Below are 15,591 nucleotides of genomic sequence, written 5' to 3'. Positions count from 1 at the left end.
ATGACACAGCGCGCCAACCGGCCAGGTCGGTTGGGCCTGTGCGCAGGAATTTCGGGGCTTGTTCTACAGCTTGACGCGATGCATGAAGGATCCGCCATGAAGAGCCCAGAGCTCGATGAAACCGAGTCCGATACCAAGTCCGTCTCCCCGCACACCCTGCGCGGAGACGACCTCGCGCCGGCGATCGCCGCTCTCGGCGACCTGTACGGAAGAGCGAAGACCCGCGCCCTGTTGCACGTGACCGAGGCGGGACGCATCTCGTCACGTTTGCTCGACCGCCATCAGCTCGCGGCGCACGCGCTGGCCTACCTGGGCACGGAGGTCGAAGCCGCGCGCCAGCTCGCGATCTGGTCCGAACGCGTCGGGGGTGATCTCGAGCGGCTGATCGCAGGAACGTACATCGGTGAGCTCTGCAGACAGCTGGTAGGCGGCATCGACCTCGGTCCCTGTGAGTCCATCGGACTCGGTCAGCTCTGGCTCGAGCAAGAAGACGTCCAGCAGACGCTGGGCCAACCTGCCGTGCAGGCCCTCGCGGAGCGTTATGGCTCGGGCGACGTGGTGTGCGAGCTCGCGCGTCTGGCCCAGGAGCGCCGCAGCTTCGGCGACTTTGGCCTCGACGACGAGGTCTTGAGCGCGGTCCAGTCGGAGTTTCGGCGCTTCGTCGAGCAGGAGGTCATGCCCATTGCGCAAGACATCCACCGCAAGGACGAACTGATCCCGATGACGCTGATCAAGAAGATGGCAGAGCTCGGAGTGTTCGGCCTGACCATCCCGGAGGAGTACGGCGGGCAGGGACTGGGCAAGGTTGCCATGTGCCTCGTCACGGAGGAGCTCAGTCGCGGGTACATCGGCGTCGGCTCGCTCGGCACACGCTCCGAGATCGCCGCGGAGTTGATCCTGGGCGCGGGGACCGACGATCAGAAGCGCGACTGGCTACCGCGGCTGGCGGCCGGGGAGGTGCTCTCCACTGCGGTATTCACGGAGCCCAACTACGGCTCCGATCTGGCTCACATCAAGAGCCGCGCGGACAAACAGCCGGACGGTAGCTACACCGTACACGGTCAGAAGACCTGGATCACCCACGCCACCCGCGCCGACTTGATGACGTTGCTCGCGCGCACGGATGCCAACGACAGCGGTTACGGCGGGCTCAGCATGTTCCTGGCGCCCAAGACCCGCGGCAAGGACGAGGCCGTCGAGACCGAGGGGTTCCCCGACGCCGGCATCACCGGCACCGAGATCAAGGTCCTCGGTTATCGCGGCATGAAGGAGTTCGAGATTGCCTTCGACGGCTTCGTGATCCCCGACGGCTGTCTGCTCGGGGGCGTCGAGGGCCAAGGTTTCAAACAGCTGATGGTGACCTTCGAGAGCGCACGCATTCAGACAGCGGCTCGCGGCGTCGGAGTCGCGCAAGCGGCGCTCGACCAGGCGATGCGTTACGCCGAGGAGCGGGTGCAGTTTGGAGTGCCGATCTTCAATTTTCCGCGCGTGCAACGCAAACTCGGGCGCATGGTCGCGCGCATCATGGCGGCGCGGCAGCTCACCTTCTTTGCTGCTCGAGCCAAGGACAGCGGGAAGCGCTGCGACCTCGAGGCGGGCATGGCAAAACTGCTCGCGACGCGGGCGGCCTGGGAAGCGGCCGACGCCGGCGTGCAAATCCACGGCGGCAACGGCTACGCGGAGGAGTACGTCGCATCACGGCTGCTGGTCGACGCGCGGGTGCTGAGCATTTTCGAGGGGGCCAACGAGATCCAGGCGCACGTCATCGCGCGGCGCCTACTGGAGGAGTGAGCATGACCACGCTACGGAAACCCGAGTACGGCAGGCGCCTGGATGACTTCGAGGTCGGCGACGTCTACGAACATCCCTGGGACGTGACCGTCGATGACGGCATGGTGGCGCTCTTCGCAGCTGCATTTCAGGACGCGACGCCAACCTACGCAAGTCGCGCACGAGCGGAAGCGCTTGGCTTCGCGGGGCGGCCGGTGCACCCGTGTCTGCTCCTGAACCTCGGGCTCAGCTTCAGCGTGCACGACGTCAGCGAGCAGGCCATTGCCCACCTTGCTTACATCGACGTGCGCTTTCCCGAGGCCTGCTACGCGGGGGACACCCTCACTGCATCCAGCAGGGTGCTTGGCAAAAAACCGACCACGAAGGGTGACCGGGGAGTGATCGAGGTGCGGACCCTGCTGGTCAACCAGCGCAACGAGGTGGTGTGTCGCTTCGATCGGCGCGCGCTGGTTCGCGGCGGCAAGGTGTCGGGGCGTCCGGCGCCAGCCTGGCCCAGCAGCGTGCAAGCCGAGGCTCCCGACCAGTGGCTGCCTTCACCCCTCGCGAAGGGCGTCAGCCCCAGCAGCCGCAGCGGGGGGTTTTCCGGCTTCTTCGAGGACTACTCGGTGGGAGACGTCTTTTTCCACAGCGTCGGCAAGACCGTCGGCGACTCGGAGCACATGCTGCTGACGCAGCTCTGCAGGAATTCTCACCCCATCCACTTCGACGAGGTCTACTGCAAGGACAACTCGTTCGCCAAGACGCGCGTGGTGTACGGGGGTCTGGTGCTGTCGTGGGTGCTGTCGCTCACGAGCCGGGACATGACCGGCAACGCCATCTGGGACGTGGGCCTCGACGCCGGCGCGCACCCGAACGGGACGCTGGCGGGCGACACGCTCTACGCGGCCTCACAGGTGCTGGAGAAAGAAGAGCACGGCCCGCACGCAGGGACGATCACCCTGAGGGTCGTCGGCACCAAGAACACTCCGCCCGAGACCCTCTATGCCGGGGGCCAACTGTTCACGCCGGAGCTCGAGAAGACCGAAGGCAAGCTGGCCGAGAAGGTCGTGGAAATCACGCGCAAGGTGCTGGTGCGGAAGAAACCCGCGCCCTGAACCGGAGGGCGGGAAGGCTCGCCCGCCCCCGATCAATGTGGGATAAGACTAGTTGATGACCGACTGGCTGGTCCGCCAATCCGGCAGCGAGCCCATCGGTCCGGTGTCGACCGATCTGGTGATCCGCGGCCTGCAGGCGGGGCGAGTCGAGGCGACCGCGGTGGTTTGCCGCGTGGGGACCGGCGACTGGCGGTTGGTCTCCGAGTTCGCGGAGTTTGCTCAGTTCGTTTTCGACGACGCCGAGACGAACGTGACGGACTCGCCGTGGTTCGACCACAACGGGCCCCCGAGCCGAGCTCCCGCAACACAGGCGCTGGGCGCGCCGCCGACGCGGCAGAGCGCCGGCATAACCGCTCCCCGGCAGGGGCTGGGACTGCCAGCGCCCCCTCAGGCAGCGGCCGCGCGCAGTGCTCCGATGCCACCTTCACGCCCATCGAGGGGGTTAGTCGCGGGACAGCGCGGCTACGATGAGGTCGACGACGACGCCGAGACACGCGTGGCTCAGCCGCCCAGCGAGATGATGCCAACGCCTCCACCGTACGCGGTCGACGACGAGACGATGACACGCGTCGCCGCGGGCAACCGACCCGCGCCTGCACCGCAGCGTGCCGGCGTGCTGCCAACGGTCCCCATGCCGGAGGTACCGGACTTCCAGGCGACTCGCGCGGACATGCCCCAACCCCGACCTGCCGCCGGGCAACGTGATCCGCGAAACGATGCCATGCCGCCGACCCAGCCGTTCATCCAGGTTGGGAATTTTCCAAATCCCACAGGCCCCGGATTGCCACCCGTCATGCCGCCCCACGATCCCAACGCACAATACGGCTACGGGGCGGCGCCACCTCAGTTCGGTTCGGGCAGCTATCCACCCTACACACGCGACTATCCACCCCAGCAGCCCCCCTACCCGGCCGACAGCAGCGAGCAGGGTCTCAAGGCGCTGGTAGGCTTGATTGTTTTTCTCGCGGTTGCGCTGGCCATCGTGCTGATCCTGCTGCTCATCCGCCACTAGCCTCGACTTGGGCAGTCTTGTGATGCTCAGATCGCGATCGCCCACACAAGTCGAGGCTAGAAAGAGCTCGTGATGGCTCAGCGCTGGCAGATCGCCATCGACCGGGGCGGGACCTTCACCGATTGTGTTGGCGTCGACCCGGCGGGGCGGCTGCACGTCGTCAAGGTGCTCTCCAACGATCGAGCGCCGCTCGACGGGATCCGGCGGCTGATGGGCCTCTCGGCTCGCGCACCCATTCCCGCGTGCGATGTGCGCATGGGCACGACCCTCGCGACGAACGCGCTGCTCGAGCGACGGGGTCGGCGGACGGCGCTCTTGATCACGCGAGGCTTCGGCGATCTGTTGGAGATCGGCACCCAGGCCCGCAGCGACCTGTTTGCGATCGAAATACGAAAACCTCGCCCCCTCCCCGAACGAGTCATCGAGGTCGACGCACGGCACGATGCGCGCGGCTTGGTGCTGCTCCGGCCCGAAACGTCAGCGGTGCTGGAGACGCTCGCCGAGACCAGGGCGCTCGGCATCACGAGTCTGGCCGTCGTCGTTCTGAACGCCCACCGGAACCCCGAGCTCGAGCTGCTCTTGGGGTCGCTCGCCGAGCGCATCGGCTTCGAGCACATTGCGCTCTCGCATCGGGTGTCACCGGAGCTCGGGCTCCTCGCCCGCGCGGACACGACCGTGCTCGACGCCTACCTGACACCGGTGCTCCGCGAGTACATCGACGCGCTGCGCGAGGAGTTGCCGGGCTCGACGTTGCTCGGCATGCAATCAGGGGGTGGGCTGGTCGACGCGCGCCACCTCTCGGGGCCGAACGCGATCTTCTCGGGGCCGGCCGGAGGCCTGGTTGCGCTAGGCGAGGTGACGACGCGCTCCGGTCGCGCGCCCGCCATCGGTTTCGACATGGGCGGCACCTCCACCGACGTCTCGCGCTTCGCAGGTGAGTTACCGCGGCTCTACGAGACCGAGGTCGCAGGCGTCCGTGTGCGCTCGCCCATGATGGACGTACACACCATCGCCGCCGGCGGCGGTTCGATTTGCCGCTTCGAAGCCGGGCGGCTGTCGGTCGGTCCCGACAGCGCCGGCGCACGCCCGGGGCCGCTTGCCTATGGAGATCCCGCCGCGACCGAGCTGACTCTGACCGACGTGAACATCTTGCTCGGGCGCCTTCCGAGTGCTCACTTCCCATTTTCGCTCGACGCCGCCCGCGCCGAGGCCAAACTCGCTGCGCTGTTGAAGCATGGCGGCGCGGGGGCCGCGCTTTCGGCGCTCGAGCTGCTCGAGGGTTTCGTTCAGGTCGCGAACAGCGCCATGGCGGAGGCGATTCGCCGCGTCTCCATCGCCCGCGGACATGACGTCCGAGACCACACCCTCGTGGTATTCGGAGGCGCGGGCGGCCAACACGCTTGCGGGGTCGCGCGCCACCTGGGCATTCATCAGATCGTGTTTCACCCGCTCGCGGGCGTGCTCTCCGCTGTCGGGATCGGTCTGGCGGATCGATTCGCGCACAGCGAAGCAGACGGCGCGGGCAGTCGCCTCGATGCCGCGAGCTTTGAGGAGCTCGGGCCACGTTTGGCCGCGCTCGAGCTCGACGCCCGGGCTGCCCTCGAGCGCGACGGCGCATTGGCGACCTCCGTCGACTGCGTACACCGGATCGATCTGCGCTACGTCGGCAGCGACGCTCGCTTGACTCTCGGCGCCACGAGCGCTCCCGAGCTCGAGCGCACATTTCACGGCGAACACCAGCGCGAGTTCGGTCACGCCCGTCCGGGGCACCCGATCGAAATCGTCGCGCTCCGCGTCGAAGCGCGGGCACCTGCGCCGGGCTTTGCACGCGCTCTCGAAGTCCCACCGAGATCCGCGACGCGAACCGCCGGCGAACCGCGACGGGTGTGTGTGGCGGGGCATTGGCTCGACTCGGTCCCGTGTCTCGAGCGCGAGGCGCTCGAGCCGGGAACCCGGGTCGCAGGCCCGCTGCTCGTGGTCGAGCCAACCGGCACGATCTTCGTCGAACCCGGGTTCGAGCTGAACGTGACCTCCGACGGCCTGGTCGAGCTCTCGGCCACTCCCCTGACGCTCGCACGGACACAGCACTCGGCGGTCGATGCCGCGACCGTGCCACACGAGCTAGACTCACTCGGCGCGGTGGACCCCGTGCTGCTCGAGATCATGAGCGGGCTCTACATGTCCATCGCCGAGCAGATGGGCGAGGCGCTGCGAAGAACCGCGTTCAGCACCAACATCCGGGAGCGCCTCGATTTTTCCTGCGCGGTCTTCGACGCGGCGGGGGGGCTGGTCGCAAACGCGCCGCACATTCCAGTGCACCTGGGAGCGATGAGCGAATCGGTTCGCGCGATCCTGCTCGCACACCCGGAGCTCCACCCCGGGGACGTCTTCGCGACCAACGATCCGAGCGCCGGAGGCTCACACCTGCCGGACATCACCGTCGTCAGCCCGGTCCACGACGCACAGGGCGAGCTGGTCTTCTTCACGGCATGTCGAGGCCACCACGCGGACGTGGGCGGCATCACGCCGGGCTCCATGCCCGCGTTTTCGACCTCACTCGAACAGGAGGGGGTCGTGCTCTCGGGACTCCGCATCGTGAACGACGGCGTGTTCGACGAGCGCGCAGTGCGCGCGGCGCTCGCGGCGGGACCCCACCCCGCTCGAGACCCGGACGCCAACGTGCGCGATCTGCAGGCGCAGATCGCAGCGAACGCGACCGGTGCTCGGCTGCTCGGGAACCTGGTACGCGCCCAGGGCCTAGGCCGGGTGCGCGCGTACATGCGGCACGTGCAAGACGACGCCGCCGCGCACGTCGCGTCCCAGATAGAGCGCATCGAAGACGGCATCCATCGTTTCACTGACGAGCTCGACGACGGCACCCGACTCGAGGTCGCGATCACGGTCACCGGGCCGCGCATGCTCATCGACTTCAGCGGCACGGCCGCGGAGGTCCCGGGCAATCTCAACGCTCCGCGCGCGGTCACGGTCGCTGCCGTGCTCTATTTCCTGCGCAGCCTGGTGGGGGCTTCCATCCCGCTGAACGGGGGCTGCCTGCGGCCGGTGGAGCTGCGCATCTTGCCGGGAAGCCTGCTGGATCCCAGCCCAGGTCGCGCCGTCTGCGGCGGCAACGTCGAGACCAGCCAGCGAGTCGTCGACGTGCTCTTCGGCGCGCTCGGTTTGGCCGCGGCCAGCCAGGGCACGATGAACAACCTCACGTTCGGTGGCTCCGGATTCTCGTACTACGAGACCATCGCCGGGGGTGCGGGCGCGACCGCTGCATGCCGCGGCGCCTCGGCCGTTCACACTCACATGACCAACACTCGCATCACCGACGCCGAGGTGCTCGAGGGTCGCTACCCGGTGCGCCTGTGGCGCTTTCAAGTACGCCGCGGCTCTGGGGTTCGGGGCAGCAACCGGGCGGCGACGGCGTGCTTCGGGAGCTAGAGTTCCTAAAGCCCGCTCAGGTCGCGATCCTGTCGGAGCGCCGCGCGCGCGCGCCCTTCGGACTCGCCGGGGGTTTGCCGGGCGCACCGGGGCAGAACCTGCTCGACGGGCGGGACGTCGGCGGGCACACGAGCTTCGACGTACGAGCTGGCGCCCGCTTGCTCATCGCAACCCCAGGCGGCGGCGGCTATGGGCCGCCCAGGGGGAGCTCAGAGCAGCCCGATCAAGGCTGAGCGGCGTCCGTCTCGACGGCTGGAGCGGGAGCCCCCGAGTCGGTCGCCGCGCCTGCGGTGCCGGCGTCCGCCGCAGCCTCGGCTCCCGCGTCCCCTGCCCCCGCGTCGGCCAGATCGGTGCTCGGTGCCGGCTTCGGCGCCAGCGCGCCGCGGGCGGCGAAGGCCAGATCACAGCTGTTGACCTGGCGCTGTTGCGCGAACTTCGACTCCTCGCGCTCGACGACGTTCTGCCCCACCGGAATGTAACGGGCGTCGGCGCGCCGCCGAATCCGCGCCCACAGCTCACCACTCCGCAGGTCCCACACTCCGATGCGAGCGAAGTGCGGCAGGCGCTGCACGCGCTCGGCCTCGGACTCCCCGGCATCACTCGTGGGCAGACCCTCCGGCGGGTCCTCGTCGAGCAAGGTCACGAAGAATCGCGCGCGGGCCAGGATCCCCGCAGCCACCGGCACATCTTCTTTGGTCACACGGTCGAGGTCGCGCTCGTAGGCCGCGATTGCCAGCTCGCTCGAGGTCTCGTGCAGCTCGTCGGTCCAAGCGCTCGACAAGACCCTGAGCGCCCGGTAAGCGAGGCGCATGTTGAAGGGCTCCGGCGGCGGAGCACACACGTCCCACTCGTTGCACAGCTGACCCGGCTCGCAGTCCGCTAGTGCCTTGCACGGCGGTCCCTTGGTCGGGTCCGGGGCGCCCTTCTTCTGATAAAAACACGAGGTGAACCCGTCGTGCAGCGAGCGCAACGACGCCTTGCGAATGGCGGCGTCGTCCTTGGTGTCCGCGATTCGCAGCCGCAGGTAGACCCCCGCAGAGGTCTCGACGGCGGCCAGTGACGCCTTCGGGTTCACGAAGTCACCGGGGAACTCGGCGCCAAGCGCCTTGACCCAACCCTCCACGCGGTCGCGGAACGGCAAGATCTTCGGCCCAAGCGACACGGCCACCGCGCGCTGTTTGGCCATCACCTGGCCCTTCTTGCCCTCGACCTTGCCCTGCTCGACCTTGTAAAAAATCACGATCACTGCGGCGAGCACGGCCGCCGCCCAGAGCCAGAACTGCGGCGGCAACGAGCGCAGCCGCACCTTGCCCCCGACCAGGGCACGGCGTCGCTCCGCCCGGGCTTCCGTCAGCGACGGTAGACCGCGGGTATGGTCACGCTTGCGTTTTTTGGCTGCCATGGAACGAAACGAGCGCCGGGGCCCTTACCCCGGCGCTCTCTCCGCCAATCATGCACTGCACGGTGGGTTCTGGACGGGCTCAGCCGGCCTCGCCGCCTAGCCGCCCCACCATGAAGCTGATGTTCGGGTAGCCAGCGAACGCTGCGGTCTGGAACACACTCTTCACGACCAGAGCCGGGACCTTCTTGTCCACCTGGAGAATCGCGATTCCGGGAAACTCCTTGCCCGGGTTGATTTGCTTCCAGAGCTCCCGCTTGTTCTTCAGGATGTTGAAGAGCTCGTCGATACGCTGAAGGCGGTTTGCCTCTTCGATTGCCCGGGTGTTTCCGGCGGCCACCCCGTCGACCAGGATCTGGGTGCCGGTGATCGCAACCATCGGTGCCTCGGCCATGTCGAGCACGTTCTCGGCCTTTGGCAGCTGCACGTTCTTGTCGATCGGGAGCTCACCGGTAGCGGAGAAACTCGCGAGCAAGAAGAGCACGATGCAGAGCAAGAAGTCGATGAACGGAATCAGCGGGATCTCGTGGTTCGAGGCCCGCTGACCGCCGCCGGTCACCTTCTTCAGCACGAAGTTCAGCGGGACGTGGTGCATGAGGCGTCGCCCCGGCACGCTGATTGGCTGGTGAAATCTGGATAGCGCTTTGTCGGACATGGCGTGTCGCTCAGTTCACCGCGAAGGTGACGTTGAAGGCCGGGATTTTCTTGACGGCGCTGCCGACGACCCAGTCGCGCTGGGGCTTGTAGATTGCGTCGATCACCGCAACCACGTCCGAGAACTGCGTCGAGTTGTCACAGTGCAGAATGGCCTGATCGATCTTGGTATCCGTCCCGGCTCGATGTCCGCCGTTGGCGGTCCACTCTTCTTCGATCTTCTTGCCGAGATCCGGGAAGCTCGTCTCTTCCCCCACCTTCACCGGCTTGCGCTCGACGTCGATGGTGTTGACGACCGTACTGCCCTCCTTCCAAACGAGCTGGAACTTGCGCTCGCCGCGCATCTCCACGTGCAGCTGCTTTTCCTTCTGCTGCTTCTCGATCTCCTCGTCCGGCTTGGGCGGGCCGGGCACTCGAGCGTCCGCGTTGATGCGGGCCATCTGCGACCAGACCGCCGTCACCAACAGGAACGCCACGAGGCAGAGGAGGAAGTCGATGAACGGGATCAGGGGGATCTCGTGATTGGTGGCGCGGCCTTTGCCATGTCCACCACCTGTATCGATACCAGCCATTTCGGCTCCTAACGCCTAGAGAGAGTTCGCGAGAGCACGGGGGAAGGCACCAGCCCTCCCCCGCCTCGATGGGGAAATCAGGCCGCCTGCTCGAGACCTTGCAGGCTCACCTTTTGGCGATTTGCGACAACCAAGTTGAGCACCTGAACCGAGGCCTCGTTGATGTCGTCTTCCAAGCTCTGCGTCTTGCCGTTGAGGAAGGCGAAGCCGACGAGCGCGATGATGGCCGAGATCAGACCGAAGGCCGTGCAGTTCATCGCTTCGGAAATTCCTTCTGCGAGAATGCGCGCCTTCTGGCTCGGATCGACGGACTCACCACCGACGGCGCCGAACGCCTTGATCAGACCGATGATCGTGCCGAACAGGCCCGAGAGCATCGCGAGGTTGGCGAACAGGGCGAGGTAGCCCGTGCGCCGGTTGATCTTCGGCATTTCGCGGAGGGCCGCCTCGTCCATGGCCGCCTGAACTTCCTCGTCGGGTCGGTTCACCTTGACGAGACCGGCTTGAACGATGCGCGCCAGCGGCGCGTTGGCAGCGGACGCCATCTTGACGGCCTTGGCGACGTCACCCGCCAAGATGCACTTCTGCATCGTGGCCAGGAAGACCTCCTTGTTGATGGAGGCCCCGTACAGATAGACGGCGCGCTCGGCGATGATGGCGATGCTGCAGATCAGCCAGAAAAGGATGATCCACATCGCCCACCCGCCCGCTTGATAGTGATGCCACATTTTCGACATTGCTGGTTTTACCTTCCCCTGTGCTCTCGGGATTTGCTGGTCGACTGGTGGCCCGCGCCGCAGAGACGGTTTGGACCGGAACGCCTAGGGACCGACGGCTTTGGATCTCCTCCGCACGCCGGCCCGATTTTGGCCCCGACATCTTGCTGAAGCTGACCCAAGACAGTCAAGAGAGTTTGGGAGAATTGGCACGTTTCGCGCAGCGGCAGAAAGTTGCAAGGTCAGATGAATTAGCGCGCTGCGTTGTGGGTACCCGCTCCGGCGCCGCTGGAAGCTTAGCGAAACGCTTCGCCAAGCGGCCTCCGGTCCGACCCAAGAACCGCCCCGTCGCTTGGGTGCCCGGCGGCCGATTCCAACCGGAGGCCGCGCCGCCCTCGAGCACCGGTTTTCTCTCCGGAGCCTCCCGGCCTCACCCGTCGGGCGGGCGGCGGACGACGAAACTCGCCGAAAACGTTCGAACATCGTCTTCGTTCACGAGCTTGCGCTTGCTGAGACGCGGCGGCTATAGTCGCCAGCGCTTCAGCGGGGCGGTGAGCATCCGTCTGAAGACGAGTCGAGAGGTCCTGAATGCAACTCTTCGTTCTTGCAGCACAGACAGGCGCTTCCAGCCAGCTGGTCGAGGCTTTCAAGCACAACCCGACCTTCATGGTTTTGAACCTGATCACTTCCGCGATCGTGTTGACGATCGTCGTGGAGCGGTTCGCCTTCCAAATGACCCGCTACCGCGTGAACTCGAAGGAGTTCTTCGCGCAGGTCAAGAAGCTGGTGACCGCGGGCAACATCGATCGCGCCATCAAGCTGTGTGAAGCCAGCGACTTCCCCATCTTGCAGCTGGTGAAATCCGGGCTAACCCAGGCCAACAAGAGCGCGGACGAGATTGACGCCTCGCTGAGCGAGAAGCTCTCCGAGCTCAAGCCTCAGGCCGAGAAGCGAGTTGGCGCGCTGTGGTCGCTGGCCAACATCGCAACGCTGATTGGGCTGCTCGGCACGGTGAGCGGCTTGATCACGACATTCGCATCAATTTCGGCGCCGGGTCTGGGCCAAGCCGACAAACAGCGCATGCTCTCCAACGGCATCGCGGAGGCCATGTACAACACCGCCCTCGGCCTCGGCATCGCGGTGTTCTGCATGATCACTCACATCATCCTGCACACGCGAGCGAAGGCGATTCAGCACGACCTCGAAGGCACGATGGAGCGCACGTTCAATCTGCTGACGATTCAGCAGCGCCCGGGTCAGGTCTGATTCGAACCGAGGCCGCGCGGCGAACATGCAACAGACCGCCCCGCTAACCGCTGCTCAGCGCGGCAAGATCCGCCGTATGAGCCAGCAGCGCGAGCTGTCGCCCGACGAAGAGGGTGGCGAGCTCAACATCATCCCGTTCCTCGACATCATCATGAACGTGTTGATCTTCGTGCTCGCGACGATCGCTGTCACGTTCACCGCCACGGTCGACACCACTCCACCCGCCTCCCAATCCGGTGGCGTGAGGCAGAACGTCGAGAGCACGGCGCTGAACCTGACGGTGTTCATCGTGAACGAAGGGTTCTCGCTCAAGGCATCGGGCGGAAACATCGCGCCGGGGTGCGAGGGCGCGGGCCCCGGGATCACCATCCCGAAGAAGGGCAACCTCTACGACTTCGAGACGTTGAACAGCTGCGCGGCGCGGCTGAAGAAGGCGTCCCCGGACTTCGCCGACGAGACCCAGGTGTTCATCACGGCGAACCCAGGCACGGACTACCAGACCATCATTCAGGTTCTCGACGCCGTGCGGGCGACCCCGCAGGGCGAGATGCTCTTCACCGACGCGAACTTCAAGGTGCCGCGATGACCCAGCCGTATCGCTCGCAACCGCCGAAGGCGAAGGCTTCGGTCGTGCGCTACAAGGCCGAGCTTCGCAAGGCCATCCGGCGCAACGCGGCGGAGCCCGAGGTCAACTTCCTCAACATCACCGCGATGCTCGACATCATGACGATCATCTTGGTCTTCTTGTTGAAGACGCTGGGGGAGTCGAGCGCGAGCATCCCACAGAGCGACGATCTCCGGATGCCGGTCTCAAACGTGAAGACCCAGCCGGCCGACGACGGCGTCGTGGTGACGGTGTCCAAGAGCCAGATCCTGGTCGGCAACGACCGGGTGCTGTCGCTGCCCAACCGCGAGAGCATGGCGCAGACCGGCGTCGGCGCCCGCTACAAGCGCAGCGGTCCGAACGACATGTACATCGTGCCCCTCGGCGAAGCTCTGAAGAGCGCCCGTCGCACGGACAAGCTGGTTCGGCAGGCCAAAGGGCTCGATCCGAGCTCGTCCGAAGCCATCATCGTGGCGGACAAGACCACCCCCTACCGCCTGCTCATCGAGGTGCTCTTCACGCTCGGGCAGAGTGAATACGGCAAGTACCACATGATGGTGGTCCAGGGCAGCTGAGCCCCGGAAAGTCCGTCCGAACGGGCACCGACCTCCCCCAGGAAGGAATTCGCACGGCGCTTCCCCAAAAGGGGTGCACCGCCCGTTGATTCGCGCCGAGACAGCGTGGTAGACCCGGGGTCGAGCTGTCGCTCCTTGCGGGGGAGCGTCCCGGCAGCACCCGGCTGCCTCGGAGGCGAACCACCGCCAAGACCCGAGCCGGATCGTCCGGCCGGACCCCGCCGCTGACGGCCCGTGGCCGCACGCGGCGCTCGAAAAGGCTCCCTTTTGACTGAGCTTGGCTTGCTCATCGCGCTTCACACGAGCGGACTCGTCTTCGCGGCCGTGCTCGCGCGTTTCCTCGCTGGTGCGGACGTGCTCGGCGCGGAGCTGCATCGACTCGGCAGCGCCCTATCTCGGGCTGCGGACGCCTTCCTCGCTCAAGAGTTCCGCATCACCGCCCTGCTTGTAGGAGTCCTGTCGCCCATCGCGTTTGCGCTGTACGCCACGCTCTTGCACCCCGGCGCTGGGCTCGGCGGGCTCGAGACCGGGTTCTGGGCAGCCGTCGGCATGGCGCTCGGCGCGGCAAACGCCTGCTTGGTGGCGCGCGTCGGCGCTCGCCTTGCCGTGCGCGCCAGTCTGAGGCTCGTCTCCGCCGCCCAGCACAGCATGGACCGCGCGCTCAGCGCGTCGGTGCGCACGGGCGGCGCCATCGGCCTGTGCGCCGAATCGATCAGCGTGATTGGGATCAGCATCGTGTTCGGGCTGCTGTTTGCCATGAAGGGCGGCTTCCACTCGTCAGGCGAAAACGCGGGTCCCCTCGCCCGGGCCATCGTGCTCTTACTCCCGAGTCACGCCCTTGGTGTGGCCACCGCTGCGCTCGTCATTCAGCGGGGCGGCGCGACCTACCACGCGGCTGGCGACGTCGCTGCGGATCTGGCTGGCGAACGCGACGCCGGGCTCGAGCACGACGACGCGCGCAACCCCGCCGTGATCGCCGACCTGGTGGGTGATCACGTCGGGCCGGCTGCCGGTCGCGCCATCGACCTGTTGCTGTGCGCGACCGTGAGCAACGTCACGGCGGTCGTGATCGGCGTCAGCGTGGTGGAGGCGGCCCGAGGTCAAGGTGTTGCGGCCGCACTCTCGCTCGCGGCCTTTCCGCTCGTCGCCCGCGCCTTCGGTGTGATCGCGTCGGCGTTTGGGGTGATGGTCGTACGTACCGACGACGTCGGCAGTCCGTCGATGGCGCTGTGGCGCGGGCAGATCACGACCGCGGTGATCTCGCTGGGAGGCCTGCTCGGCAGCGCGCTCTGGCTGATCGGCGATCCGGGCGCCTTGCGTATGTTCTGGACCGGGGCGCTCGGACTTGGCGCCGCAACGACCGCCGCGCACCTGGCTCGGTTCGGTATCGATCGCCGCGTGGGTCCGCTGCGCGAGCTGCTCGAGACACAACGAGTGGCCGACGCGCCCGCCATGGCCTTCGGTCTTGCCGCTGGACTCTCCGCGGCCGCGCTGCCGATGGGTGTGCTCGCGATCGCCATCGTCGGCGCGTACGAGCTCGGTGCCTCCACGGGCCTACCCGCCGGCGGTTTGCTCGGTGCGCTCACCGCGCTGATGACGATGTCCGCGTCCGGACCGTACTTGCTCGCGCTCGGCACCTTCGGTCCGGTCGCCGACGGCGCACGCGGTGTGGGCAGCGTCAACGCCGCGTCGGCCGAAGCCCAACGCAGGGCCCTGCGGTTGGACGAGACCGGCTTCACCGCTGCGACCGTCGCCCAGGTGTACGCGGTGGTGACGAGCAGCTTGGCGGCAGTGCTGGCGGCGAGTGCGCTGCCGATCTTGTCTCGCCCTGCAGGAGCCCCGAGCGCCGGGGTCGATCTACTCAGGCCGCTCGTGGCACTGAGTGGCGCCCTCGGCCTCGCCCTCGTGCTCGGGTACTCGGCCAGCGCCGCGCGCTCCGCGGCCCGCGGCGCGCGCGGCGTTGCCCAGGAGGTCGAGCGCCAGCTCCGGGGATTTCCCCGGGAGAAAGGCCGGCCGGTCATCCCCGCCGATTACACACCGAGCTACCGAGCCTGCGTCGAACTCACGGCCCGCGCGGCGCTGCACCCGCTGGCGGTGCCGGTGGCCGTTGCGCTCGCGGTCCCCCTCGCCCTCGGTCTCGTGCTCCGGACCCTGTTTCGTACTTCGGACCGGCTCGTCCCCACTGACGCGCTGGTCGCGTTCGTCGTCGTCGGAGCCCTGGGCGCCCTGGGCATGTCCCTCACGGCGGGCGGCGCCAAGAACCTGCTCGCCGCCGCGCGGCGTGCGACCCGAAGGAACACCCCATCCGGCGGCTTCGACGCCGCAGTCTCCGGCGACGCCGTCGCCGATCTCATGGGCAACGCGGCTGGACCCGCGGCCCAGCTCTTGATCAAGGCCGCCGCGGTCGTCGCGCTGGTCGTCGCTCCCTTCTTAGCCACCTGACGCACCCCGCGTGCGGCTTCAC

Annotated in this window: 11 protein-coding genes and 1 pseudogene; 8 read left to right on the top strand and 4 right to left on the bottom strand. The window is 67.1% G+C overall.

Translation table 11 applies throughout. From position 1 onward, the window contains the following. Nucleotides 1-96 precede the first annotated feature (96 nt). The 4 genes and pseudogenes from IPI67_41335 to IPI67_41320 all read left to right on the top strand — a co-directional run bounded on the left by IPI67_41335 (nt 97) and on the right by IPI67_41320 (nt 7,574). Nucleotides 97-1,791: an acyl-CoA/acyl-ACP dehydrogenase gene (locus tag IPI67_41335; protein ID MBK7586618.1), complete on the top strand. Its 1,695-nt coding sequence runs from the start codon at nt 97-99 to the stop codon at nt 1,789-1,791. 2 nt (nt 1,792-1,793) lie between these two features. Then, nucleotides 1,794-2,885 (top strand): MaoC family dehydratase, encoded by a 1,092-nt coding sequence (locus tag IPI67_41330; GenBank protein MBK7586617.1) that lies wholly within the window; start codon nt 1,794-1,796, stop codon nt 2,883-2,885. A gap of 55 nt (nt 2,886-2,940) precedes the next feature. Further along, entirely contained in the window at nt 2,941-3,897 is a 957-nt protein-coding gene (locus tag IPI67_41325) for a hypothetical protein (GenBank protein ID MBK7586616.1), read from the top strand. 72 nt (nt 3,898-3,969) lie between these two features. Beyond that, nucleotides 3,970-7,574: pseudogene (locus tag IPI67_41320) on the top strand (hydantoinase B/oxoprolinase family protein). Here the strand turns inward: IPI67_41320 and IPI67_41315 are convergent. The 4 genes from IPI67_41315 to IPI67_41300 all read right to left on the bottom strand — a co-directional run bounded on the left by IPI67_41315 (nt 7,565) and on the right by IPI67_41300 (nt 10,703). Then, a complete protein-coding gene (locus IPI67_41315) occupies nt 7,565-8,743 on the bottom strand; it encodes a hypothetical protein (protein MBK7586615.1) in 1,179 nt (392 codons plus the stop codon). The pseudogene IPI67_41320 and the gene IPI67_41315 sit on opposite strands and share 10 nt — an antisense overlap. A gap of 79 nt (nt 8,744-8,822) precedes the next feature. Then, nucleotides 8,823-9,335: a biopolymer transporter ExbD gene (locus IPI67_41310; GenBank protein MBK7586614.1), complete on the bottom strand. Its 513-nt coding sequence runs from the start codon at nt 9,333-9,335 to the stop codon at nt 8,823-8,825. A gap of 70 nt (nt 9,336-9,405) precedes the next feature. Further along, nucleotides 9,406-9,966, bottom strand: a complete 561-nt coding sequence (locus tag IPI67_41305; protein MBK7586613.1) for a biopolymer transporter ExbD — start codon at nt 9,964-9,966, stop codon at nt 9,406-9,408. A 77-nt stretch (nt 9,967-10,043) separates the two neighbouring features. Next, nucleotides 10,044-10,703, bottom strand: coding sequence for a MotA/TolQ/ExbB proton channel family protein (locus tag IPI67_41300; protein ID MBK7586612.1), 660 nt, complete (start codon nt 10,701-10,703; stop codon nt 10,044-10,046). A 612-nt stretch (nt 10,704-11,315) separates the two neighbouring features. Between IPI67_41300 and IPI67_41295 the strand changes: the two genes are divergently transcribed. From IPI67_41295 to IPI67_41280, 4 genes are all read left to right on the top strand, one after another. Further along, nucleotides 11,316-11,948: a MotA/TolQ/ExbB proton channel family protein gene (locus IPI67_41295; protein MBK7586611.1), complete on the top strand. Its 633-nt coding sequence runs from the start codon at nt 11,316-11,318 to the stop codon at nt 11,946-11,948. A 25-nt stretch (nt 11,949-11,973) separates the two neighbouring features. Next, nucleotides 11,974-12,534 (top strand): biopolymer transporter ExbD, encoded by a 561-nt coding sequence (locus IPI67_41290; GenBank protein MBK7586610.1) that lies wholly within the window; start codon nt 11,974-11,976, stop codon nt 12,532-12,534. Beyond that, nucleotides 12,531-13,127 carry a biopolymer transporter ExbD gene (locus IPI67_41285; protein MBK7586609.1) on the top strand — a complete coding sequence of 199 codons (597 nt, stop codon included), beginning with the start codon at nt 12,531-12,533 and terminating at the stop codon, nt 13,125-13,127. Before IPI67_41290 ends, IPI67_41285 begins: the two co-directional genes overlap by 4 nt. Nucleotides 13,128-13,394: 267 nt before the next feature. Next, nucleotides 13,395-15,569, top strand: coding sequence for a sodium/proton-translocating pyrophosphatase (locus IPI67_41280; GenBank protein MBK7586608.1), 2,175 nt, complete (start codon nt 13,395-13,397; stop codon nt 15,567-15,569). Nucleotides 15,570-15,591: the final 22 nt, after the last annotated feature.

The sequence above is a fragment of the Myxococcales bacterium genome (genome assembly GCA_016706225.1).
Classification (GTDB): domain Bacteria; phylum Myxococcota_A; class Polyangia; order Polyangiales; family Polyangiaceae; genus JADJKB01.
The sequence above is the reverse complement of the archived record's forward strand: the minus strand, read 5'-3'. Positions and strand labels throughout refer to the sequence as shown.

What these genes read in the sequence shown, in the direction of transcription:
- IPI67_41335 (MBK7586618.1), top strand. Translation starts at nt 97, where the DNA reads ATGAAGAGCCCAGAGCTCGATGAAACCGAGTCCGATACCAAGTCCGTC.
- IPI67_41330 (MBK7586617.1), top strand. Translation starts at nt 1,794, where the DNA reads ATGACCACGCTACGGAAACCCGAGTACGGCAGGCGCCTGGATGACTTC.
- IPI67_41325 (MBK7586616.1), top strand. Translation starts at nt 2,941, where the DNA reads ATGACCGACTGGCTGGTCCGCCAATCCGGCAGCGAGCCCATCGGTCCG.
- IPI67_41315 (MBK7586615.1), bottom strand. Translation starts at nt 8,743, where the DNA reads ATGGCAGCCAAAAAACGCAAGCGTGACCATACCCGCGGTCTACCGTCG.
- IPI67_41310 (MBK7586614.1), bottom strand. Translation starts at nt 9,335, where the DNA reads ATGCACCACGTCCCGCTGAACTTCGTGCTGAAGAAGGTGACCGGCGGC.
- IPI67_41305 (MBK7586613.1), bottom strand. Translation starts at nt 9,966, where the DNA reads ATGGCTGGTATCGATACAGGTGGTGGACATGGCAAAGGCCGCGCCACC.
- IPI67_41300 (MBK7586612.1), bottom strand. Translation starts at nt 10,703, where the DNA reads ATGTCGAAAATGTGGCATCACTATCAAGCGGGCGGGTGGGCGATGTGG.
- IPI67_41290 (MBK7586610.1), top strand. Translation starts at nt 11,974, where the DNA reads ATGCAACAGACCGCCCCGCTAACCGCTGCTCAGCGCGGCAAGATCCGC.
- IPI67_41285 (MBK7586609.1), top strand. Translation starts at nt 12,531, where the DNA reads ATGACCCAGCCGTATCGCTCGCAACCGCCGAAGGCGAAGGCTTCGGTC.